Annotated in this window: 24 protein-coding genes; 19 read left to right on the forward strand and 5 right to left on the reverse strand. The window is 71.4% G+C overall.

Annotation, left to right across the window (positions count from 1 at the left end; all coding sequences use genetic code 11):
- Positions 1-348: 348 nt before the first annotated feature.
- From P3X83_RS08155 to P3X83_RS08175, 5 genes are all read left to right on the forward strand, one after another.
- A complete protein-coding gene (locus P3X83_RS08155) occupies positions 349-873 on the forward strand; it encodes a MarR family transcriptional regulator (RefSeq protein ID WP_277304263.1) in 525 nt (174 codons plus the stop codon).
- Positions 874-957: 84 nt separating this feature from the next.
- Positions 958-2,631 (forward strand): methylmalonyl-CoA mutase family protein, encoded by a 1,674-nt coding sequence (locus P3X83_RS08160; protein WP_277304264.1) that lies wholly within the window; start codon positions 958-960, stop codon positions 2,629-2,631.
- Positions 2,632-2,785: 154 nt separating this feature from the next.
- Positions 2,786-3,721, forward strand: coding sequence for a hypothetical protein (locus P3X83_RS08165; protein ID WP_277304265.1), 936 nt, complete (start codon positions 2,786-2,788; stop codon positions 3,719-3,721).
- Between the two features lie 56 nt (positions 3,722-3,777).
- A complete protein-coding gene (locus tag P3X83_RS08170; protein WP_277304266.1) occupies positions 3,778-4,740 on the forward strand; it encodes a tetratricopeptide repeat protein in 963 nt (320 codons plus the stop codon).
- 94 nt (positions 4,741-4,834) lie between these two features.
- Positions 4,835-4,996 carry a hypothetical protein gene (locus tag P3X83_RS08175; protein WP_277304267.1) on the forward strand — a complete coding sequence of 54 codons (162 nt, stop codon included), beginning with the start codon at positions 4,835-4,837 and terminating at the stop codon, positions 4,994-4,996.
- Positions 4,997-5,037: 41 nt separating this feature from the next.
- Here P3X83_RS08175 and P3X83_RS08180 read toward each other — a convergent pair whose 3' ends face one another.
- Entirely contained in the window at positions 5,038-5,556 is a 519-nt protein-coding gene (locus P3X83_RS08180; RefSeq protein WP_277304268.1) for a hypothetical protein, read from the reverse strand.
- A 178-nt stretch (positions 5,557-5,734) separates the two neighbouring features.
- Between P3X83_RS08180 and P3X83_RS08185 the strand changes: the two genes are divergently transcribed.
- The 4 genes from P3X83_RS08185 (at position 5,735) to P3X83_RS08200 (ending at position 10,522) form a co-directional block, all read left to right on the forward strand.
- Positions 5,735-6,610, forward strand: a complete 876-nt coding sequence (locus tag P3X83_RS08185; protein WP_277304269.1) for an LLM class flavin-dependent oxidoreductase — start codon at positions 5,735-5,737, stop codon at positions 6,608-6,610.
- 199 nt (positions 6,611-6,809) lie between these two features.
- A complete protein-coding gene (locus P3X83_RS08190) occupies positions 6,810-8,321 on the forward strand; it encodes an aldehyde dehydrogenase family protein (protein ID WP_277304270.1) in 1,512 nt (503 codons plus the stop codon).
- Positions 8,322-8,345: 24 nt separating this feature from the next.
- Complete coding sequence (locus P3X83_RS08195; protein WP_277304271.1) at positions 8,346-8,975, forward strand: cytidylate kinase-like family protein; 630 nt, start codon at positions 8,346-8,348, stop codon at positions 8,973-8,975.
- A 137-nt stretch (positions 8,976-9,112) separates the two neighbouring features.
- Complete coding sequence (locus P3X83_RS08200) at positions 9,113-10,522, forward strand: NAD-dependent malic enzyme (protein WP_277304272.1); 1,410 nt, start codon at positions 9,113-9,115, stop codon at positions 10,520-10,522.
- Between the two features lie 10 nt (positions 10,523-10,532).
- Here P3X83_RS08200 and P3X83_RS08205 read toward each other — a convergent pair whose 3' ends face one another.
- Positions 10,533-10,850, reverse strand: a complete 318-nt coding sequence (locus P3X83_RS08205; RefSeq protein WP_277304273.1) for a hypothetical protein — start codon at positions 10,848-10,850, stop codon at positions 10,533-10,535.
- Between the two features lie 125 nt (positions 10,851-10,975).
- On the opposite strand from P3X83_RS08205, the gene P3X83_RS08210 reads away from it, so the two are divergent.
- On the forward strand, positions 10,976-11,554 hold the full coding sequence (locus P3X83_RS08210; RefSeq protein ID WP_277304274.1) for a YqgE/AlgH family protein: 579 nt from the start codon (positions 10,976-10,978) through the stop codon (positions 11,552-11,554).
- Here P3X83_RS08210 and P3X83_RS08215 read toward each other — a convergent pair.
- A complete protein-coding gene (locus P3X83_RS08215; protein ID WP_277304275.1) occupies positions 11,547-12,182 on the reverse strand; it encodes a TetR family transcriptional regulator in 636 nt (211 codons plus the stop codon). The two genes, P3X83_RS08210 and P3X83_RS08215, sit on opposite strands and share 8 nt — an antisense overlap.
- 199 nt (positions 12,183-12,381) lie before the next feature.
- Between P3X83_RS08215 and P3X83_RS08220 the strand changes: the two genes are divergently transcribed.
- The 6 genes from P3X83_RS08220 to P3X83_RS08245 all read left to right on the forward strand — a co-directional run bounded on the left by P3X83_RS08220 (position 12,382) and on the right by P3X83_RS08245 (position 18,650).
- Positions 12,382-12,687 (forward strand): hypothetical protein, encoded by a 306-nt coding sequence (locus P3X83_RS08220; protein ID WP_277304276.1) that lies wholly within the window; start codon positions 12,382-12,384, stop codon positions 12,685-12,687.
- Positions 12,688-12,717: 30 nt separating this feature from the next.
- A complete protein-coding gene (locus tag P3X83_RS08225; protein WP_277304277.1) occupies positions 12,718-12,966 on the forward strand; it encodes a DUF3039 domain-containing protein in 249 nt (82 codons plus the stop codon).
- 499 nt (positions 12,967-13,465) lie between these two features.
- A complete protein-coding gene (locus P3X83_RS08230) occupies positions 13,466-14,482 on the forward strand; it encodes a zinc metalloprotease (protein ID WP_277304278.1) in 1,017 nt (338 codons plus the stop codon).
- On the forward strand, positions 14,479-15,882 hold the full coding sequence (locus P3X83_RS08235; protein ID WP_277304279.1) for an MFS transporter: 1,404 nt from the start codon (positions 14,479-14,481) through the stop codon (positions 15,880-15,882). The genes P3X83_RS08230 and P3X83_RS08235 overlap by 4 nt, the downstream gene beginning before the upstream one ends.
- Before the next feature lie 122 nt (positions 15,883-16,004).
- Positions 16,005-16,703, forward strand: a complete 699-nt coding sequence (locus tag P3X83_RS08240) for a hypothetical protein (RefSeq protein WP_277304280.1) — start codon at positions 16,005-16,007, stop codon at positions 16,701-16,703.
- Positions 16,704-16,895: 192 nt separating this feature from the next.
- Positions 16,896-18,650, forward strand: a complete 1,755-nt coding sequence (locus tag P3X83_RS08245) for a DEAD/DEAH box helicase (protein ID WP_277304281.1) — start codon at positions 16,896-16,898, stop codon at positions 18,648-18,650.
- A gap of 225 nt (positions 18,651-18,875) precedes the next feature.
- Here the strand turns inward: P3X83_RS08245 and P3X83_RS08250 are convergent, their stop codons facing one another.
- A complete protein-coding gene (locus P3X83_RS08250; RefSeq protein WP_277304282.1) occupies positions 18,876-19,448 on the reverse strand; it encodes a nicotinamidase in 573 nt (190 codons plus the stop codon).
- Between the two features lie 9 nt (positions 19,449-19,457).
- Positions 19,458-20,831: a nicotinate phosphoribosyltransferase gene (locus tag P3X83_RS08255; RefSeq protein ID WP_346742691.1), complete on the reverse strand. Its 1,374-nt coding sequence runs from the start codon at positions 20,829-20,831 to the stop codon at positions 19,458-19,460.
- A gap of 40 nt (positions 20,832-20,871) precedes the next feature.
- On the opposite strand from P3X83_RS08255, the gene clpS reads away from it, so the two are divergent.
- The 3 genes from clpS to P3X83_RS08270 are packed head-to-tail and all read left to right on the forward strand — an operon-like array spanning position 20,872 to position 22,112.
- A complete protein-coding gene (clpS, locus tag P3X83_RS08260; RefSeq protein WP_277304283.1) occupies positions 20,872-21,159 on the forward strand; it encodes an ATP-dependent Clp protease adapter ClpS in 288 nt (95 codons plus the stop codon).
- Between the two features lie 10 nt (positions 21,160-21,169).
- Entirely contained in the window at positions 21,170-21,694 is a 525-nt protein-coding gene (locus P3X83_RS08265) for a DUF2017 domain-containing protein (protein ID WP_277304284.1), read from the forward strand.
- A 10-nt stretch (positions 21,695-21,704) separates the two neighbouring features.
- On the forward strand, positions 21,705-22,112 hold the full coding sequence (locus P3X83_RS08270) for a M67 family metallopeptidase (protein WP_277304285.1): 408 nt from the start codon (positions 21,705-21,707) through the stop codon (positions 22,110-22,112).
- Positions 22,113-22,354 lie beyond the last annotated feature (242 nt).

The raw sequence follows: 22,354 nt of genomic DNA on the forward strand, positions 1-22,354 counted from the left end.
ATCTCTCGCCGTCGTCGTCGGCGCGGCTTCCCGCACCGCCGCGTCCGCGTTCACGCCGCGAGGGCGACGTCGAGCTGCCATGCATCAAGCACCCCCCGTGCATCGGATGACCCGGCCCCCCGGCCGCGATGCGGGCCCCCCGGCGCCGCCGATCCCTTATCGGCCGCGCGAGCCCGAATGCGTCCCCTTGCCGGACGGGACCCGGCCTCTTGGCTCTCGCCTCACCTTTCAATGCGAGAACCATAACGGAGCGTGACGTTTGGCGGACAGCTCCTTTGGGCATTCCATCATTTTGATTACTCAACGTAAGTGGGCGAAACGGGACGAGGTCGCGCTACCGTAAGCGCTGTGCCTACCGGTCAGCCGCTCAACCTGCCGTTCGACCCGATCGAGCGCGCCGCGCGGACCTGGCGCGTTCAGTTCGGGCCGTCCTCGGCGATGGCGGCCGTCACATCGATCATGAGAGCGCACCAGATCCTGCTGTCGCAACTGGACGCGCTGCTCAAGCCCCACGACTTGACCTTCGCCCGGTACGAAGCACTCGTGCTGCTGACCTTCAGCCGGTCGGGCGCGCTGCCGCTGTCCAAGATCGGCGAGCGGCTGATGGTCCACCCGACGAGCGTCACCAACACGGTCGATCGATTGGAGCGCTCCGGACACGTCCGCCGCCTGCGCAACCCGAGAGACGGGCGGGGCGTGCTGGCCGAGATCACCCCCTCCGGGCGCGACGTCGTGCGCGCGGCCACCGCCGACCTGATGGCGGCCGACTTCGGCCTGTCCATGTACGGCGAGGAGGAGCTGGAGGAGATGTTCGGCGCGCTGCGCACGTTGCGCGTCGCGGCCGGGGACTTCCCCGGCACTGGGCTAAAATAGTAGGACGTCCTAGTATTTACCCCGTCGAGTCGCCGAGCGACCGCTGGGCGAACCCGCACTGCCGTACCGGAACATGGAGGCAGCATGGACGCAGACCAGATCGCCGAGGGCCGCAGGCGCTGGCAGGAGCGCTTCGACGGCGCTCGGAAGCGCGACGCGGAGTTTCGCACGCTTTCCGGCCTGGAGGTGGATCCCGTCTACGGCCCGGCCGAGGGCACGTCCGACCCCCGGATGGAGCGGATCGGCTGGCCGGGCGAGTTCCCCTTCACGCGCGGTCTCCACCCGACCGGCTACCGGGGACGGGCCTGGACGATCAGGCAGTTCGCCGGGTTCGGCAACGCCCACCAGACCAACGAGCGCTACAAGATGATCCTGGGCGCGGGCGGCGGCGGCCTGTCGGTCGCCTTCGACATGCCGACCCTGATGGGCCGCGACTCCGACGACCCCAAGTCGCTCGGCGAGGTCGGGCACTGCGGCGTCGCCGTGGACTCCGCCGCCGACATGGACGTGCTCTTCGACGGCATCCCGCTGGGCGGCGTGACCACGTCGATGACGATCAGCGGCCCGGCCGTACCGGTCTTCTGCATGTACCTGGTCGCCGCCGAACGCCAGGGGGTGCCGATCGGGCGGCTCAACGGCACGCTGCAGACCGACATCTTCAAGGAGTACATCGCGCAGAAGGAGTGGCTGTTCGCCCCCGAGCCGCACCTGCGGCTGATCGGCGACCTGATGGAGTTCTGCGTCGCGGAGATCCCGGCCTACAAGCCGTTGTCGGTCTCCGGCTACCACATCCGCGAGGCGGGGGCGACCGCCGCCCAGGAGCTGGCCTTCACGCTGGCCGACGGCTTCGGCTACGTCGAGCTCGGCCTGTCGCGCGGGCTCGACGTGGACGTGTTCGGCCCCGGCCTCTCGTTCTTCTTCGACGCGCACATCGACTTCTTCGAGGAGATCGCGAAGTTCCGCGCCGCCCGGCGCATCTGGGCCCGCTGGCTGCGCGACGTGTACGGCGCGCGCACCGAGAAGGCCCAGTGGCTGCGCTTCCACACCCAGACCGCCGGGGTGTCGCTGACCGCCCAGCAGCCCGACAACAACATCGTCCGCACCGCCGTGGAGGCCCTGGCCGCCGTCCTCGGCGGCACCAACTCGCTGCACACCAACGCGCTGGACGAGGTGCTGGCCCTGCCCTCTGAGAAGGCCGCCGAGATCGCGCTGCGCACCCAGCAGGTGATCATGGAGGAGACCGAGGTCGCCAACGTGGCCGACCCCCTGGGCGGCTCGTGGTACGTCGAGGCGCTGACCGACCGCCTGGAGGCGGAGGCCGAGGCGATCTTCAAGCGGATCCGCGACATGGGCACCGACGGCACGATGACCTCCGGCATCCTGCGCGGCATCGAGGACGGCTGGTTCATGTCAGAGATCGCCGAGTCCGCGTTCGACTACCAGCGCAAGCTGGAGAAGGGCGAGAAGCGGATCGTCGGGGTGAACTGCCACACCTCCACCGTGGAGGAGCCGCTGTCCATCCTGCGGGTCAGCCACGAGGTGGAGCGGGAGCAGAACCGCGTGCTCGCCCAGCGCAGGGCCGGGCGCGACCAGGCCGCGGTGGACGCGGCCATGGGCGGCCTGGTGAGCGCCGCGAGGGGCGGGGGCAACATGATCCCGGCCATGCTGGACGCGGTGCGCGCCGAGGCGACCCTCGGCGAGATCTGCGACGCGCTGCGCGAGGAATGGGGCACCTACTCGGAGCCTGCGCGTTTCTGAGCCCTGGCTCGTAATGGTTTCAGATTCACTGAAACATTTGTACGGTAATGACCTGGCCCGTTATCGTCTCCGATGGGGATCGATATCCGGGGGAAGGGTGCCGCGGACACAGACCGGGGTGTGGAGCGAGCTGCGTATCGAATCCACACCCCACGTGAAAGTCGCTATCTCGCCGCAGGTCACAGCGCTGGCGATGCTCGCCGACGCCATCGCGGGGCGGCGCAGGGGCCTGCCGGAAAGCTGGCGCAAGCTGGTCCAGGAGGCCGTCGGCCCGGAGGGCTGGGAGGCCGCGCTGCCACTGGGGGCGCCCGGCCACTCCGTCGCGCCGGACAGCATCGTGCCGCTCACGCCGCTGAGCGAGACGCCGGTGTCCAGTCATGTCGCGTGGCTGCGTGACGTGGCGCCCGCCGTCCTCAAGGACGACCTCGACCAGGCGTTCGGCTCCGCGCCCGTGCCCAAGCACTGGCGGCGCGCGGTGGACCAGCCCCGGCGCTGGCTGCACGGCTACGCCAACGCCGTGGACGGCGTGTGGTCGGTCACCGAGCCGATCTGGCGGCGGGCCAGGCCCGCGCTGGAGCGCGAGGTCGAACGCGTCGGGTCGGCGGTCGTGCGCGACTCGCTGGACGTGCTGCTCGGCTCACTCAGCGAGCGGATCGTCTACACCGAGGGCACGCTGCGCATCAGCGACCTGGAGCCCGGTTCCTACGACCTCGGCGACCGCCGGCTCGTGCTGGTGCCCACTCTCGCCGGGCGCGACTCGGTCATCGTCAACCTCGACCACCCCGACCTGGTGTGGATCGCCTATCCGCTGCCCGGGGTGGAGAACCTGTGGCTGCGCGGGGCCGAGGGTTCCACCGCCGAACTGGCCGCGATGCTCGGCGAGATGCGGGCCGGACTGCTGGCCACGCTGCACGCGCCGACCACCATGAGCAAGCTGGCCGAGCGGGCGGGGACCGTCCCCAGCGCCATCACCTACCACTGCGAACGGCTCGCCGCGGCCGGGCTCATCGACCGTGAACGCAAGGGCCGCGAGGTCTGGGTGTCGCGCACCCACCGGGGCGACGACCTCCTGGAGCTGTTCGACATCTAGCCACTCGGGCCCCGGCCTCGTACGGGCATGTCCGCGCCATGGGGCAGGATTGGAATATGAGCCCAGCGGACTTCAATCGACCCGGATCGCTTTACGGCGCCGTGGACCTCGGAGCGCGGAAGCAGGCGCTGGACGCGCAGGCCCGCCGCCAGGCCGCGGCGCAGGAAAACCCAGGCGGCGCCACCCCGGGCAGCGGCGGTACGGCGGTCATCGACATCACCGACGAGACCTTCTCCGCCGAGGTGATCGAGCGCTCCATGCGCGTGCCGGTCATCCTCGACCTGTGGGCGACCTGGTGCCAGCCGTGCAAGCAGCTCAGCCCGATCCTGGAGAAGCTCGCCGCCGAAGCGGCCGGCCAATGGGTGCTGGCCAAGGTCGACGTCGACGCCAACCCTCAGATCAGCCAGGCGCTGCGGGTCCAGAGCATCCCCACGGTGCTGGCGGTCTTCCAGGGACAGGCGGTCACCGGATTCCAGGGCGCGCTGCCCGAGCCCCAGGTGCGGCAGTGGCTCGACCAGCTCATGGAGGCCCTCGCCCCGCACCTGCCGCCGCCCGGCGAGCAGGCCGCGGAGGAGCCCCAGGGCGAGGAGGGCGTCTTCCAGCCGCCCGTCGACCCCGACCTGCTCGCCGCCGAGCAGGCCATCGAGAACGGCGACCTCGACGCGGCGAAGGCGGCCTACCAGCGGCTGCTGGCCCACTCGCCGAACAACGAGGACGCCTCGATGGGCCTGGCCGGGGTCACCCTCATCCAGCGCTCCGAGCACTTCGACCCGGCCGACGTGCAGCGCCGCGCGGCCGACCCGAAGGACTTCGAGGCCCAGCTTCAGGCCGCCGACCTGGAGATGCTGTCGGGGTCGGTGGAGGCGGCCTTCGACCGGCTGATCCGCACGGTGCGCCAGACCTCGGGCGACGACCGCGACGCGGTCCGCCGTCACCTGCTCGGCCTGTTCGAGACGCTGCCCAACGGAGATCCCGCGGTGACCGCCGCCCGCAGGGCACTGGCCAACGCCCTGTTCTGAGCGACCCGCGCACGAGCCGGTCGGCGCAGCGGGGGGCCGACCGGCGATCGGCTCTGCGCTGGATCGGCACGGGGTCGATGAGGAAGTGGACCGGGTGGCCGTCGTCCTCGGGCGGCGTGCCCGCGTCGTGCCCGCACCGGGCGAGCAGCACGGCCCCGCGCCGTACCAGCGGGTGCTCGTCGCCGAGGACGGTCACGAGCCGCCCCTGGGCGTCCGGCGCGAGGTCCAGGGCGGTGGCGCCATGCGGAGATCCTAGGCTCGCGCGAACGCCGCTGTCAGCGCTCCTCCGAGCGGGTCTCAGCCCTTCGGCGGGACGGCGCGGCGGCGCTCGCGGAAGTAGGCGTTCGCGGACGGCGCGAACATCAGCGCCAGGGCCGTCAGAACCGCCACGAGGTGCACTATCCGCCCGGCTGTCATCGCCAGGACCGGGCCGTCCGCCTCGTCGAGGAACCGGGCGGCCGAACCCCCGGCCAGCAGCCACGAGATCGGTTCGATCACCAGGGAGACGGTGCCCAGGGTGCCGAGCGTGACCGCCAGGGCGACGCGGGCCCAGCCGTCACCGGCGCGCAGCCGCAGGGCCATGAAGACCGCCACCAGGTAGACGGCCACCCGGACGGCGATGTCCGGCACGAGCCCGGCGATGGTCGCCGACCCGCCGGTGAGGCCCACGGTGACGGCGATCGCGGTCTCGAACACCCCCGCTCCGACGGCGGTGAGCCAGAGCGCCGAGGCGGTCTTGACGGTACGGGGAACCGGCGGGCGATCGGCGGTGTCGCCGTTCACGAGCCGGGCGGCGGCTTCCTGCGGGGCGAACATCGGCTGACCTCTGGGTAGGTTGCGGCGCATACCCCTTGAGTGTTCTCCGAGCGGCGGCCCGATTCATGCCCGCCACCACCCGATTCACCGGTAGTGCGGGCCATACCGCCGGACATCCGGAGAGCGCTGTGCTTGTCGGTGCTTGTGGACGTGTTGATCGATCCGTTAGGAAGATCCCATGACTGCTCTCGGTGCGGTATTCCGGCCCCAGCTTCCCCCCGAACGACTGCGCGACGTGGCGTCGGCGGCGGACGACGCCGGGCTGGACGAGCTGTGGCTGTGGGAGGACTGCTTCCTGGAAGGCGGGATCGCCACCACGGCGGCGGCGCTCGCCTGGACGCGACGGCTGCGGGTGGGGATCGGGATCCTGCCGGTGCCACTGCGCAACGTCGCGCTGACCTCGATGGAGGCCGCGGCCCTCGACCGGATGTTCCCCGGGCGGGTCACCGTGGCCGTCGGCCACGGCCTGCAGAGCTGGATGGAACAGGTCGGCGCCCGGGTCGAATCGCCGCTGACGCTGCTGCGCGAGTACCTGGCCGCGACGCGGGCGTTGCTGCGCGGTGAACGGGTCAGTGTGGACGGCCGGTACGTGAAACTCGACGATGTCGCCCTGGACTGGCCGCCATCGGCCCCGCCCGCCGTGTTCTCCGGGGGGATAGGCCCGCGCACGCTGCGGCTGACCGGCGAGGCCGCCGACGGCACCATCGTGGTGGCGGGCATTCCTCCCGAGCGCATCCGGGAGGCCCGCCGTCTGGTCGACGAGGGCCGGGCCGAGGCGGGCCGCAGCGGCCCGCATCCGATCGTCGCCTACTTCCACGCGGCCACCGGCCCCGGGGCCTCCGCGCGCATCGACGCCGAACTCGAAAGGGAGAACCACACCTCGCCCAAGGCCGAGATCTCAGTCGCGGGCGACGCCCAGGCGTTCGCGGAGGCCGTTCAGCGGCTGACGGAGGCCGGAGCGGACTCGGTGATCTTCCAGCCCACGGCCGATGAACCGGACCTGGAGGGGTTCGTGCGCTTCATCGCCGAGGAGGTCCGCCCACTCGTGAAGTGAGCGGGTGAATCGAGCATCTGATCGGACGGTGGCCGTCCCGGACGGAGGGTAGAGGGCGCGCGAGGGGCCTGGGGTCGCACGGAGGGCGATTCGGGGGCTCCTCCGGGTCGTCCGCCCAGCGAGGCCGGAGGACAGTAAGGAATCCGGGCGGCCGTCCGAAAAAGGGAGACAGGCTATGTCCTTGATGCTCAAACCGGGTATGGCATGGCACGACGCGTACACGCGCGGCCATGCCGTCGCCCCCGAGGCGTTCCACGATGACCGGGTGCTCAACCACTGGGACGGCCGCTGGCAGCGGGACGGCACGGCCGCGCCCGACACGTCTCCCGTGGACGGCACGGTCATCGCCGGGCCGCCCCGGCTCGACCGATCCACCGCGCTGCGCGCCGTGCGCGCGAGCCTGGACGAGCACCGCGAATGGCGGCACGTGCCGCTCGCCGAGCGCAAGACCCGCGTGAGCGCCGCTCTCGACGCGCTGGCGGAACACCGCGACCTGCTGTCGCTGCTGCTGGTCTGGGAGATCGGCAAGCCCTGGCGGCTGGCGACCGCCGACGTCGATCGCTGTATCGACGGCGTGCGCTGGTACGTCGACGAGATCGACCGGATGATCGAGGGCCGCACGCCCCTCCCCGGCCCCGTCAGCAACATCGCGAGCTGGAACTACCCGATGAGCGTGCTGATGCACGCGATGCTGGTGCAGCTCCTCGCGGGCAACGCGGTGATCGCCAAGACGCCCACCGACGGCGGCGTCTCGTGCCTCACGCTCGCGTGCGCGCTCGCCGTCCGCGAAGGGCTGCCGATCACGCTGGTCAGCGGCGGCGGCGCGGAGCTGTCCCCGGCGCTGGTTCGCGCCGGGGAACTCGGCTGCGTCTCCTTCGTCGGAGGCCGCGACACCGGCGCGCAGATCGCGCTCTCCCTCGCCGACCTCGGCCGCGCCCACATCCTGGAGCAGGAGGGGCTGAACTGCTGGGGCGTGTGGGAGTACGACGACTGGGACCTGCTCGGCAGGCAGATCCGCGCCACCTTCGACTACGCCAAGCAGCGTTGCACCGCCTACCCCCGTTTCGTCGTGCAGCGGCAGCTCTTCGACCGGTTCCTGGCCACGTACCTGCCCGCGATCTCCTCGGTCAGGTTCGGGCACCCGCTGGCCGTCGAGTCGCCCGACGACCCGCTGCCCGAGCTGGACTTCGGCCCGGTGATCAACGACGCCAAGGCCAAGGAGCTCAACGACCAGGTGGCCGACGCCATCGTCAAGGGCGGCGTCCCGCTCTACCGGGGCGACCTGGCCGACGGGCGCTTCCTGCCCGGTCAGGATCTCTCGGCCTACGTCGCGCCGGTGGCCGTGCTCGCGCCGCCGCGCTCCTCGCCGCTGTTCCACGCCGAGCCGTTCGGGCCGGTGGACACCATCGTCGTGGTGGACACCGAGGCCGAGCTGCTGGCCGCGATGAACGCCAGCAACGGCGCGCTGGTGGCCACCCTGTCCTGCGGCGACGAGGCGGCGGCCAAGCGGATCGGCGACGAGGTCCGCGCGTTCAAGTTCGGGCTGAACCGCCCGCGCTCGCGCGGCGACCGCGACGAGCTGTTCGGCGGCCTCGGGGCCTCCTGGCGCGGCGCGTACGTCGGCGGGGAACTGCTCGTGCGGGCCGTCACCCAGGGCCCGGACGGCGAGCGCCTACCCGGAAACTTTCCCGGTTACACCCTCCAACCGTGACCTGGAACGGGTAAGTATTGCGGTGTGCGGGTCGTGACCATTTCCGCGACGTACGGCACCGCGGGCAGCGTGATCGGTCCCGCGGTGGCCGAGATGCTCGGCGTGCCGTTCGTCGACCGGGCCATCCCCGGGGCCGTGGCCGAGGAACTCGGCTGCACGCTTGAGGAGGCCCTGGTCCACGACGACCGCGCCGAGCACGGCATCGGCAGGCTGCTGTCGGGCGCGATGCGCCTGCCGACGGTCACCTTCGGCGGCGTCGACACCTACCTGCCGGGGGCCATGCCGACTCCGGCGGAGGAGTTCGTCGCGCACACCGAGAAGGTCATCAAGACCACCGCCAGGGCACGCGGCGGAGTGATCCTCGGCCGCGCCGCCGCGGTGGTGCTGGCCGATCACCCGGGCGCGCTGCACGTCCGCCTCGACGCCCCGATCGAGCGGCGGATCCGCCAGACCGCGGCGTTCTTCGAGCTCGACGAGCGCGAGGCCCGCAAGATCGTCGAAGACAACGACCGGGCGCGCATCGCCTACGTCCGGCACTTCTACCGGGTCGATCCGGCCCGGCCGACCATGTACGACCTGGTCGTGGACAGCACCCGGATCCCCGTGCCGACCTGTGTCGAACTGATCGCCACCGCCGCCGAGGCCGTCGCCTGACCGGAGAGTCGCCCCCGGCTCGACACACGCCTGGACCCGTACCACGACCCGTACACCGGTGAACCACGGACCGGGCGCACGGCGGAGGTGGCACGATGGCATGATTAACCCCAGGTCACTGCAAAGGAGCGGATGACGTGGCCACCGTCCCCAGTGTGTCGTATTCCATCACCGTCCGGCTGGAGGTGCCGGCCGGTGGTAAGGCCGTCAGCCAGCTCACGCACGCCGTCGAGTCGGCGGGCGGTGTGGTGACCGCCCTAGACGTGACCAACGCCGGTCACGAGACCCTGCGCATCGACGTCACCTGCGCGGCCCGCGACACCGACCACGCCCAGGCGATCGTCGACCAGCTGGAGGCCGTCGAGGGCGTCGCCATCCACAAGGTCAGCGACCGCACCTTCCTCATGCACCTCGGTGGCAAGATCGAGATGAAGTCGAAGGTCCCGCTGCGCAACCGTGACGAGCTGTCCATGGCGTACACGCCGGGCGTCGCCCGGGTGTCGATGGCGATCGCCCGCAACCCCGAGGACGCCCGCCGGCTGACCATAAAGCGCAACACCGTCGCCGTGGTCACCGACGGCTCCGCCGTGCTCGGCCTGGGCAACATCGGCCCGGCGGCGGCGCTGCCGGTCATGGAGGGCAAGGCGGCGCTGTTCAAGCGGTTCGCCGGCATCGACGCCTGGCCGATCTGCCTCGACACCCAGGACACCGACGAGATCGTGCGGGCGGTGCAGGTCATCGCGCCCGGCTTCGGCGGCATCAACCTGGAGGACATCTCCGCGCCGCGCTGCTTCGAGATCGAGCGGCGGCTGCGCGAGTTGCTGGACATCCCGGTCTTCCACGACGACCAGCACGGCACCGCGATCTGCGTGCTGGCCGCGCTGACCAACGCGCTGCGGGTGGTGGACAAGGAGCTGTCGCAGGTCCGCATCACCATGGCGGGCGCGGGCGCGGCCGGTACGGCGGTGCTCCGCCTGCTGCTCGCAGCCGGGGCGCGCAACGTGGTCGTCTGCGACTACCGGGGCGCGGTCCACCGGGGCCGCGACGATCTCGACGACTCCCTCCAGTGGATCGCCGACCACACCAACGCCGACGGCTACTCCGGAGACCTGCGCGGCGCGGTCAAGGGCGCCGACGTCTTCATCGGCGTCTCCGCCCCGGGCATCCTCACCGGCGACGACGTGGCCACCATGGCCGAGGGCGCGGTGGTCTTCGCGCTGGCCAACCCCGAGCCGGAGGTCTCTCCGGACGACGCCCGCGAGCACGCCGCCGTCGTCGCCACCGGGCGCTCCGACTACCCCAACCAGATCAACAACGTGCTGGCCTTCCCCGGCGTCTTCCGCGGGCTGCTGGACGCGCAGGCCAACGGGGTCACCCAGGAGATGCTGATCGCGGCGGCGGGCGCGCTGGCCCATGTGGTGACCGAGGAGGAGCTCGGCCCGAACTACATCATCCCCAGCGTCTTCCACGCCGACGTGGCCACCGCGGTGGCCGCCGCCGTCCGTGAGTCCGCCGGTGGCCGCCCCCGGGGCAGCACCGAGGCCTGACGCGTCCCGGTCAGCGGCGCCGGGGGTCCTCCTCGGGATGGGGGCGGCCCGGGTAGCGGCCCGGCCACACACCGCCGAGCCACCACAGCAGGCCGCCCATCACCACCAGGCCGCCGGCGGTCACCAGCTTGCCCGCCATCGCGTTGTGCGTGCCCTCCTCCTCCCGTACGGCGGGTGTGGGGGGCACAGCGGGCACGGCGGGCACAGTGGGCGCCGCCTGGGTGCCTGTGGCGGCTTCGGCGGCCGTCGGCGCGGTGAGGAGGAACGCCGTGACGGCGAGCGCGGAGGCCGCGAGAAGCGCTCGGCGCGGCGCGAGGCGGAAGGGCATGGTGGCGTACTCCGTAGGTGATGATCGATACCACCGAGAGTGCCCGTCTCGCGATCGTGAGTAACTTCGCGCAATGTATCCGGGTGAGGCGCGAGATCTGCGATTCACCCCCCATCATGGAGTGTATGGCGGAGGCGATCTACGTCGGCGGGCTGCTCGTGGCGACGCCACGGCTCGACGACCCCAACTTCCGGCGTAGCGTCGTGCTGGTCTTAGAACATGATCAGGACAGCGGCACACTCGGGGTGGTGCTCAACAGACCCAGCGACATCGCCGTCACCCAGGTGCTCCCGACATGGGACTCCCTGGTGAGCGGCCCCTCGGTGCTGTTCCAGGGCGGGCCGGTGCAGACCGACAGTGCGCTCGCCCTCGCGGCGGTGCCGAGCGGGGAGGAGCCGCTGGGGTGGCGGCGGCTGCAGGCGGGCATTCCGGCGGTGTCCAGGCTGGGAACGGTCGATCTGGACGCGCCGCCGGAGATCCTGGCGGGGGAGATCGCGCAGATGCGGATCTTCGCGGGCTACGCGGGGTGGACGCCCGGCCAGCTCGAATCGGAGATCGCCGAGGGCGCGTGGTACGTCGTGGACGCCGAGCAGGGCGACACGTTCTTCGCCGATCCCGAGTCGCTGTGGCGGGCCGTGCTGCGTCGTCAGCCGGGGGAGCTGGCGTTCGTGGCGACGTGCCCGGACGATCCGACGCTCAACTGAGCGGCCGCTCGCCGTCCCAGCCGGGGCGGAACGCGTCCTCGGCCATCGCCAGCGTCTCCTCGACCCCGGAGGCCAGCGTCGCGATGTCGGACCTCGCCGCGCCGGGACACTCGAACCCGACCCGGAGGGCGGCGGTGACGAGCGCGACGATCAGGTGGTCGCGGCGGTCGGGCTCGCCGTCCGCGCCCCGGCGGCGGGCGATGAGGACCGCCAGGCGGGCCTCCAGTCCCGCCGTCCTGCCGATGGCCGCGCCGAGCAGGGCGGGGGTCGCGTCCAGGACGCGATGGGTCTTCAGATAGCGTTCTGACTGCTCGGTGCCGGCCTCGGCGACTCGTTCGGCGAGCGTCCGGTAGGTGTTGAGCAGCGCCGTGACGGGCGGCTCGGCGGGCGGACGCCCGCGCAGCTCCTCGGTCACGATCTGCTCAAGGTCGGCCGTGTGGTGCAGTGCCAGGTCCTCCTTGCCCGCGAAGTAGCGGAAGAAGGTGCGGGGGGAGACCTCGACGACGGCGGCGATCTGCTCGACCGTCGTCTGGTCGTAGCCCTGCGCGAGGAAGAGATCGAGCCCCGCGTCGATCAGGGCCTGGCGGGTCTTGAGCTTCTTCCGCTCGCGTAGGCCGATCTGCTCCATGCCTGTCATCCTTTCGACACCTGGTTGTCATAGTGTGCCATAAATCACTCCGTGCCAACTAAAGGCGTTTGTCGTTTGTCAGACCATGACATTAAATTGGGGACAAAAGCACCACTAGGGGGATTTGTGGGGCCGATGCGGCTCCGGTGAGCCAAGGGGATCGTCGCCTCGCCGCTGCGGCACGGCCGCGCTCGGCGCGGTGGTCGCGGCCAAGGTCGCCGACGTGCTGCCCGGGTACTTCACCGGCCAGGGCCTTCCCGCCCCGAGCGCGGCCCAGGTGGACCTGATGAAGGACGCCGTCGCGTACGGCCAGGCGCCCGTCACCCCGGACCTGCACGCCCAGGTGGCCCAGGCGATCACGACGGCCTCGGATCAGTCCTTCCTGGACGGCATGCACCTCGCCTACACGGTGAGCACCGTGGTCGCCGTGGTGGCCGCCCTGCTTGTCGTTTTCGTCCGGGCCGGTCGTAGACGGAGGGCCCTTCGGTGCACGTCGGCTGAATAACGGGGGCTGGCTGCGCATAGACTCGATGGGGTGAGCACGAAGATCCTTCCCGAAGGCGATGTCCGCCAAGAGCTCTCCCATGACGGAGACCACGAGCGCTTCGCCCACTACGCAGACCGGAACAAGATCACCGAAAGCATGGTGACCGGGACCCCGATCCGTGCCCTCTGCGGCAAGGTGTGGGTGCCCAGCCGTGACCCGAAGAAGTATCCGGTCTGCCCGGAGTGCAAGGAGATCTACGAGGGTCTCCCCAAGGGCGAGCCGGACAAGTCCGAATAGCCCGGCCGGGGCACACCAGACCACGTCCCCGGCCCCACGGCGTAAGGCCCCTGCTCCGGCCCCACCAAGCCGGAGCACGGGCACCCGCACCCCTAAGGGGCGTTCCGCAGCGGTAACCGGCGTCCCACCGTGCACGGACAGCCCGCCGCGCAACAACCCCGAACCACCGGACATTGGCACCACACCGGGCACACGCGGCTCTGACCCCGCATCCACCCCTGCGCCCGACACTGCCTGCGTCAAGGGCTCCGCCCCGGACGCCGCGCCCAACGTCGCCCGCGACCCGAAAGCCGCATCCGGCTCCCGTGCTGTGGGCGGGCAGGGGAGGCCGATCGGGCCCGCGCATCGCATTCCTCCTGGTGCGGTTACTCCCACCCCACGATGGGGGCGCGCTGAAAAAGTCAGTGTTGTTCGCGTACCGAGCGGGGTTGGACGGCTACGGTCGGTGAAGCGTCGTGACACGGCGCGTTCGACCGGCACCGGAGACTCGGGGGAGTGCATGGCCCGGCGTTCGATCGCCGCAATGGCGGTATGCCTGTTCGCGCTCGGCACGGCGGCGCCCGCCGCGGGCGGCCTCACGGCCTCCGGTGCGCCACCGGACGCCGGGGTTCCAGGTGTGCCGTCGCCGGGCTCTGTGGCCCTGCGTGGGGTGCCGGCGGCGGCCGCGCGTGTCGCGGAGGGGTGTCCTCCGGCGGCGGGGCATGGCCATGGCGCGCACTCCGTGGGGCTGCGGGGCGCGGAACCGGGGGCGCCCGATTCGATGGAGGTCCGGCGGATGATGGCCGACCTCGAACTGCGCACCCGCCTGATGCGGATCGTCCCGCCGCCGGTGATCAATGTCCCGCTGTGGGTGCACCTGATCGACGACGGCTCGCGCCGTGTCACCAAGCAGGCCGTACAGGCCCAGGTCGACGCCCTGAACAACGCGTACGGCGGGCGCCTCGGCGGCGCCGACACCCGGGTCAGGTTCCGCGTCGCCGGGATGACGAACACGGGCAACGCCACCTGGTTCCGCGACCCGCTCGGCCACGAGCAGGCCATGAAGCAGGCCCTGCGGCGCGGCGGGGCCACCGCGCTCAACCTCTACATCGCCGAGCTGAACGAGGTCGTCCTCGGCTACGGCACCTATCCCTACTGGTACCGCACCAGCCCGGTGCTCGACGGCGTGGTGATCGACTGGCGCAGCATGCCCGGCGGCACGATGCGCACCTTCGACCGGGGCTTCACCGCCGTCCACGAGATCGGCCACTGGCTCGGGCTGATGCACACCTTCGAGAACGGCTGCGCGGAGCCCGGCGACGGCGTCGCCGACACCCCGCCGGAGGCGCACCCCACGGAGGGCTGCCCCGAGGGCAAGGACACCTGTCCGCTGCCCGGGAAAGACCCGGTGCGCAACTTCATGGATTACGCCCACGACCGCTGCATGTCCGAATTCACAGCCGGACAAGGAGCGCGAATCCGGACAGCATGGGCCGCCTATAGAATGTCGGACGGGCGCTCTACTCTTAACAGGTGACAGCACCGACAACCGAAAACGCTCCATACATCCCCCCAAGGATCTTCGGCCCCCAGTACCGCACCGCCACCATCGGCATCCTTCTCGTCGTCACCCTGATCGCCTTCGAAGGCATGTCGATCGGGGCCGCGATGCCCGCCATCGCCGCAGACCTGAACGCCAAGGATCTTTACGGCTGGAGCTTCTCCGCCTTCCTCATGTCGGGGCTGCTCGCCACCGCGATCACCGGTCAGTGGGCCGACCGGCGCGGTCACGCGCTGCCGTTCGTGTTCGGCGTCACCGTCTTCGTCGCGGGGATGGTCCTCGCGGGGGAGGCGAACGGCAAGGAGATCTTCATCGCGTCGCGTGCCGTCCAGGGGTTCGGCGGCGGCGCGGCGATCGTGGCCAGCTACGTCATGATCGCCAAGGTCTACGATCCGTCGGTCCGTCCCAAGATCTTCGCGGCGCTGTCCAGCGCGTGGGTGGTGCCCGCGCTGATCGGGCCCAGCGTCGGCGGCCTGGTGGCCGACACCGTCGGCTGGCGCTGGGTCTTCCGCGGCATCGTGCCGCTGGTCGTCCCGGCGCTGCTGATGCTGCTGCCCGCGCTGCGCGCGAAGGGCGACGCGCAGGCCGGAGACTCAGGTGACGACGCCCGCGCCGTGCGCCGGGGCGGGCCGGTCATGGTGACGCTGGCCGCCGCGGGCACCGCCTTCGGCGCGGGCGTCCTCCTCTACGGCGTGGACAACCTGCACCTCAACCTGCCGCTCGGCCTGGGCGCGTGCGCGGTCGGGCTGGTCGTGTTCGCCGCCGGGCTGCCCCGGCTGCTGCCCAAGGGCACCCTGCGGCTGCGGCGCGGCCTGCCCACCACCATCGTCATGCGCGGCCTGCTCGCCGGCGCGTTCTTCGGCGTCAACTCCTTCATCCCGCTGATGCTGCAGGACGTTCACGGCTACTCCAGCACCGCGGCGGGGATAGCGCTTACCACCGGGGCGCTCGGCTGGTCCGCGGGGGCCTACCTGCAGAGCAGGGGCTTCATCGACCACGAGCGGATGATCATGCTGGGCGCGATGGGGGTGACGGCGGGCATCGTGCTCACCGCGCTCGCCGTGGTCCCCGGCGTGCCCGGCTGGATCACGGTTCCGGCCTGGGTGGTCGCCGGGCTCGGCATGGGCATGGGCATCAGCAGCGTCAACGTCACCACCATGCACCAGTCGAGCGACGAGGAACAGGGCGCGAACTCCGCGTCGCTCCAGGTCATGGACACCCTCGGCGGCGCGCTCATGATCGGCCTCGGCGGGGCGCTGATCAACGTCGTCGGCCACGACGACACCGCCACCGGATTCGGCGTGATCGCCGCGTCGATGGTCGGCCTGGGGATTGTCGCCTCCATCGTCGCGCGCCGGGTACGCGTGCCGACATAACGGGTACGCATGGGGACATGACCCTCCGTTCGTCCCAGGCGTAACAGTGATCACGGATTTACTGAGCCCGCGCGGCGGCCATGGTAGGACAAGGGGGCCGTGGCCGCGCCGGAGGAGGTGCCGTGGACGAACGACGGGGTGACCGGCCACCCTACGCACGGCGGGTGTGGCCGCCGGACCAGGCAGAGGCCGGTGACGCCCTCCCGCCCTCCGCCCGCTGGTACGGCACCCCCGCCGATCCCCACAGGTATCGCGTCCCCCGGCGGCTCACCCGGTTCCTCGGCGTCCTCGCCGCCTTCGTGGCCGGCGTCTCGCTGATCGCGGGGGCGGTCGTCCTGCTGCTGCGCCTGGTCACGCCGGAGCCCGCCGTCCAGGTGGTCATCGACCCGCTGGCCGGTATCCGCTACCCGCTGCCCGCCGGGTGGACGGAGGGCGTCGTCGCACCGGTGACCGCCTTCACCTCCGTCGCCTCCGACGGCGGCCGGGGCGCGCTGGTGATGGCCAGGCCGGGCCCCGCGCTGGGCGCCCGCTCGGCCAGGGAGACCACCCTTGAGGTCTCCGAGCTGTACGCGCGACTGCTGCTGCACGGCGACACGGTGGCGGTCGCCGAGGACGCCCCCGTGGCCGTGGCGGGAGCGAAGGGGCACGTCCGGGCGGTGGTCGCCCAGTACAAGGACGTGGTGAACCGTCCCGCCTACCTGCGGGTCGCCGTCCTCGACCGGGGCGGGCGGACGCTGGTGATCGTCGCGATGGCCCAGCCGGACGGCCCGCGCGTCCGCGCCGACATAGACGCCCTGCTCAAAGGGGCGACCGCCGGGTGAATCCACGCCCGGCCGCCGGGTGAATCCGCGCCCCGCGCGCCTAGCACGCGGATGGGATCTTGGCCAGGACCCGGGGCGTACGGCACGTCCTGTCGGTGGCGGCGATTACCCTGGTGTGATTGTGAGGGTGCCAACCAGAAGACACAGCAGCGACGCAGGCGACGCAACGAGACGCAACTCTAGGAGAGTGGTGTGAGCACCTCCGCCGCATCGCATCTGTCCCCCTCTTACCCCGACAGGGCCGCGTGGGGGACCGCGCCCAAGCTGCGCGCCTGGCAGCAGGAGGCGTACGACCTCTACTTCGCAGCCGAGCGGCGCGACTTCCTCACCGTGGCGACCCCTGGCGCGGGCAAGACCACCTACGCGCTGCGCATCGCCAGCGAGCTGCTTTCCCGGGGCATCGTCCGCACGATCACGATCGTCACCCCGACCGAGCACCTGAAGCGCCAGTGGGCCGACGCCGCGAGCCGGGTGGGCATCGCGATCGACCCCGAGTTCAAGAACAGCCAGGGCACCACGTCCAGCGACTACATGGGCGTGGCGGTCACCTACGCGCAGGTCGCCATGCATCCGGCGCTGCACCGGGCGCGCACCGAGGGCCGCCGCACGCTGGTCATCTTCGACGAGATCCACCACGCGGGCGACGCGAAGTCCTGGGGCGAGGCCGTCCGCGAGGCGTTCGAGCCCGCGGCGCGTCGGCTCGGCCTGACCGGCACGCCGTTCCGGTCCGATGACAACCCGATCCCGTTCGTCGGCTACGTCGAAGACGGCGACGGCGCGCTGCGCAGCGTCTCCGACTACTCCTACGGCTACGGCCCGGCGCTCGCCGACAACGTGGTCCGGCCGGTGATCTTCCTCGCCTACGCGGGCGAGATGAAGTGGCGCACCAGGGCGGGCGACGAGATCACCGCCACCTTGGGCACCCCGCTCACCAAGGACCAGCTCTCCCAGGCGTGGCGGGCCGCGCTCGACCCCAAGGGCGACTGGATCAGCCAGGTCCTGCGCGCCGCCGACCGCCGCCTGACCGAGGTGCGCCGGGGCGTGCCCGACGCGGGCGGCCTGGTCATCGCCACCGACCACGAGACGGCCCGCGCCTACGCCCGCCACATCCGCACGATCACCGGGCAGGGCGCCACCGTCGTGCTGTCCGACGACCCCGACGCCTCCAAGAAGATCAAGTCCTTCGCGGCCTCGGAGGAACGCTGGCTGGTCGCCGTCCGGATGGTCTCCGAGGGCGTCGACATCCCGCGCCTGTGCGTCGGCGTCTACGCCACGTCGGTGTCCACTCCGCTGTTCTTCGCGCAGGCGGTCGGGCGTTTCGTCCGGGCCCGCAAGCGCGGTGAGATGGCGTCGGTGTTCCTGCCGTCCGTGCCCACCCTGATGGGGCTGGCGGGCGAGATGGAGGCCGAGCGCGACCACATCCTGGGCCGCAGGCAGCAGGAGGACGGCCTCGACGACGACCTCCTCAAGGAGGCCAGGGAGAAGAAGGACAACCCCGACGTCCTCGGCGACGAGCTGCCGTTCGAGACCGTCGAGGCGTCGGCCACCTTCGACCGGGTGCTCTTCGACGGCGGCGAGTTCGGCACCGGCGCCGACGTCGGGTCTCCCGAGGAGGAAGACTTCATCGGCCTGCCTGGGCTGCTGGAGCCCGACCAGGTGGCCACGCTGCTGCGCAAGCGCCAGTCCGACCAGCAGGCGGCCAAGCGCAAGGCGGCGGGCACCGAGCCCCCGCCCGCGGTGTCGCCGCACGAGGAGCTGGCGGGGCTGCGCAAGGAGCTCAACGGCCTGGTCGGCGCCTGGAACCATCGCACCGGCCAGCCGCACGGCGTCATCCACGCCGAGCTGCGCCGCCTGTGCGGGGGTCCGCCCATCGCCCAGGCCACATCCGAACAGGTCCGCGAGCGCATCGCCCAGATCCGCAAATGGGCCACCCAGCGCTCCCGCTGACCCACCCCGCCCACGCCCCGTAGCCCGCCCGGACGCACACGTCCGGGCGCTCCGGGCCGTCCGCGGCCCGCCTCGTCCGCAGCCCAGCGTGCCCGTAGCCCCGGTCCGCCCGTGGGGCTCGGGGAGGCGTGGCTCGGCGCCTCCGCAGGCCCGCCCCGTCCGCCCGGGTCCGTGCGTAGGTGCGGTCCTGTCGTGGGCGCGTGCTGTTCGGAATCGGGCGTGGGGTCAGGCGCGGACGATCGGGGTGCCGCTGAGCTGCACCCCGGCGGCGGTCAGCTCGGCGAGGGCGGCGTTGGTGGTGACGCGGGAGACGCCGGCCGTCAGGCCGAGCAGTACGCGGACGGCCAGGCCGTTCTCCACCGCGTCGATCGCCGTGGCCCGCACGCAGTGGTCGGTGGCGATGCCGGCCACCTCCACCGCCGAAACCCCCCGGGCGGTCAGCCAGTCGGCCAGCGAGGTGCCGTCGGCGGCGTGGCCCTCGAACCCGCTGTAGGCGGCGGCGTGCGCTCCCTTGTCGAAGACCTCCTCGACCTTCTCGGTGTCGAACGCCGGGTGGAACTCCGCCCCCGGGGTGCCCGCCACGCAGTGCGCGGGCCAGGAGTCGACGAAGTCGGGCTGCTCGGCGAAGTGCGCCCCGGGGGCGATGTGGTGGTCGCGGGTCGCCACCACGTGGTCGTAGTCTCGCGTGGCGACATGGCGGGAGATCGCGTCGGCCACCTCCGCGCCCCCGCTCACCGCGAGGCTGCCGCCTTCGCAGAAGTCGTTCTGAACGTCCACGATGATCAGCGCGGTGCTCATAGTCCGATCCTACGATCCGCCCCACGGTCCGGCGAAGACCGTGGGGATGGCCGCGTAGCCTCGGGACAGGTGGTGGGCCTCGGGAGGCAGCTCGGCCATCGCTTCGGTGTGCCGCCGCCTGGCGGCCTCCACGCTCTCCCGGCCGACGATCTTCCCGTCTTTGACCAGTTCGGCGAGCATCGGCCGTTGGGCGGAACGGCCGGGGTCGGCGCCGTCCTGGCCCTCGCCGAGGTCGAGGACGACCTCCTCGGCCCTGCGGGTCGCGTCCGGGCCCGCGCAGACCACGATCTCGGCCGTCGCGTGGCCGTCGGGGCCGATCCTGCGGAACGCCTCCTTGACGCCGCCGCGGCTGGGCTTGCCGACCGACCGCTTGGCCACCGGCCGCAGCTCGCCGCCGGCGTCCTGCCTGGCCACCATCTTGTAGACCATGGCCGCCGTGGGCACGCCCGAGCCGGTCACCAGTGAGGTGCCGACGCCGTAGCCGTCCACCGGGGCGGCGGCCAGCGCGGCGATCGAGTACTCGTCCAGGTCGCCGGTCACCATGATCCGGGTCTTGGTCGCGCCCAGGGAGTCGAGCAGCGCGCGCACCTCCACCGCCGCGGTGGCGAGGTCGCCCGAGTCGATGCGGACCGCGCCCAGCTCGGGACCGGCCAGCTCCACCGCGCTGCGCACGGCCGTGTGCACGTCGTAGGTGTCGATGAGGAGCGTCGTGGACGCGCCGAGCGAGGCGATCTGGGTCTCGAACGCCTCATGCTCGGAGTCGTGCAGGAGCGTGAAGGCGTGTGCGCTGGTGCCCCGGGTGGGCACGCCGTACAGGAAGCCGGACCGCAGGTTCGAGGTGGCGGCGAAGCCGCCGATGTAGGCGGCGCGGGCGGCGGCGACGCCCGCCCGCTCGTGGGTGCGCCGGGTGCCCATCTCGATCAGCGGACGGTCGCCCGCCGCGTGCGCCATGCGCGACGCGGCCGACGCGATCGCGCTGTCGTGATTGAGGATCGACAAGACGATGGTCTCCAGGAGTACGCTCTCCGCGAACGTGCCCTCCACCACCATGATCGGTGAGCCGGGGAAGTAGCACTCGCCCTCGCGGTAGCCGCGCACGTCGCCGGTGAACCGATACCCGGTCAGGAAGTCGAGCGTCGCGTCGTCCACGACTCGCCGCGCACGCAGGAAGTCCAGCTCGTCGGGGGCGAACCTGAAGGTCTCCAGCGCGTCGAGCAGCCGTCCGACCCCGGCGACCACGCCGTACCTGCGCCCGCCCGGCAGGTGCCTGGCGAACACCTCGAAGACGGTCCGGCGCGTGGCGGCGCCGCTGCGCAGTGCCGCCTGCACCATCGTCAGCTCGTAGTGATCGGTGAGCAACGCGCTGCTCATGGGGTTGTCCACGTGTCGAAGACTACGGGGGTGTTAGGGCAGACTGGTGAACGTGCCCAGCACCGCTCCTACCGAGACCGAGCGTCCCGCAACGGACGTACGGCCCGCCCTTCCCTGGCTCACCATCGTCTGGAACGACCCGGTGAACCTCATGTCCTATGTGACATACGTCTTCCAGAACGTGTTCGGCTATTCGAAGGAGAAGGCCGAGCGCCTCATGCTCGACGTGCACCACAAGGGCAAGGCGGTGGTCTCCAGCGGCGCCCGCGAGGAGATGGAGCGCGACGCGCAGATCCTGCACTCCTACGGACTGTGGGCCACTGTTCAGCAGGACTCGTGAGGGGGCGTCCGTGAGCACCGGATTCAAGGCGGGGGCCGACGGCGGCGTGGTCGTGGAACTCGACCCCGCCGAGGTCTCCATCCTGCGCTCGCTGGTCGACATGATCCTCGGGATGATCGAGCCCGGCGAGACCGGCAGCGACCCGCTGGAGCGCGCCCTCGGCATCGGCTCGGCCCAGGTCCCCGACGACCCGGTGCTGGCCCGGTTGTTCCCCTCGGCGTACGCCGACGAGGAGCAGGCCGCGGAGTTCCGCCGCTACACCGAGGCCGGGCTGCGCGACGCCAAGCGCGCCGACGCGCGCACCATGCTCGACACCCTCACCCCCGGCCGGGCCGAGCTCACCGCCGAGCAGTCGCAGGCGTGGCTGCGCGCCCTCAACGACGTACGGCTGGCGCTCGGCACCCGCCTGGAGGTCACCGAGGAGGTCCACGAGGAGCTCGCCGGCATGACCGAGGACGACCCGCGCTATCCCGCGTTCATGATGTACGACTGGCTCACCTACCTGCAGGACAGCCTCGTGCGCGCGCTTTGGTAACTTCCACGGCATGCTGACGATCGCGCAGGAACTGGTGGACAGGATCGTGGCCCACGCCAGGGCCGATCACCCGGACGAGGCGTGCGGTGTGATCGCCGGACCGGAGGGCTCCGACCGGCCGGAGCGGTTCATCCAGATGGCGAACGCCGAACGCTCGCCCACCTTCTACCGCTTCGACTCGCTTGAGCAGCTTCGCGTGTGGCGCGAGATGGACGACCGCGACGAGGTGCCCGTGGTGATCTACCACTCGCACACCGCCACCGAGGCCTACCCGTCGCGCACCGACATCTCCTACGCCTCCGAACCCGACGCCCACTACGTGCTCGTCTCCACCCGCGAGGAGGACAAGGCCGAGTTCCGGTCTTTCCGCATCGTGGAAGGGGTGGTCACGGAGGAAGAGGTCACGGTCGTTCAGTAAGCTGGGCATCGTGCAGACCTTCGAGCCATCGTCCTCGCGCGCAGCGGGGCTTCTCAAGCCGAGGTCCTACACACCGCAGGGGTCCTTCACATCACGGGGCGGCACGACCGCCACGCCGATCCGGCGTGGCCGGGGCTTTCCCGCCGCTCCTCCCGTGCAGAGCTACTTGTTCGCGCACACCCCTTTGGTGGTCGTCTACGACTGTCCGGGCCGCTGACCTTCGCCTGGTGGCACTCAGGAAC

The sequence above is a fragment of the Spongiactinospora sp. TRM90649 genome (assembly GCF_029382225.1).
Lineage (GTDB): Bacteria > Actinomycetota > Actinomycetes > Streptosporangiales > Streptosporangiaceae > Spongiactinospora.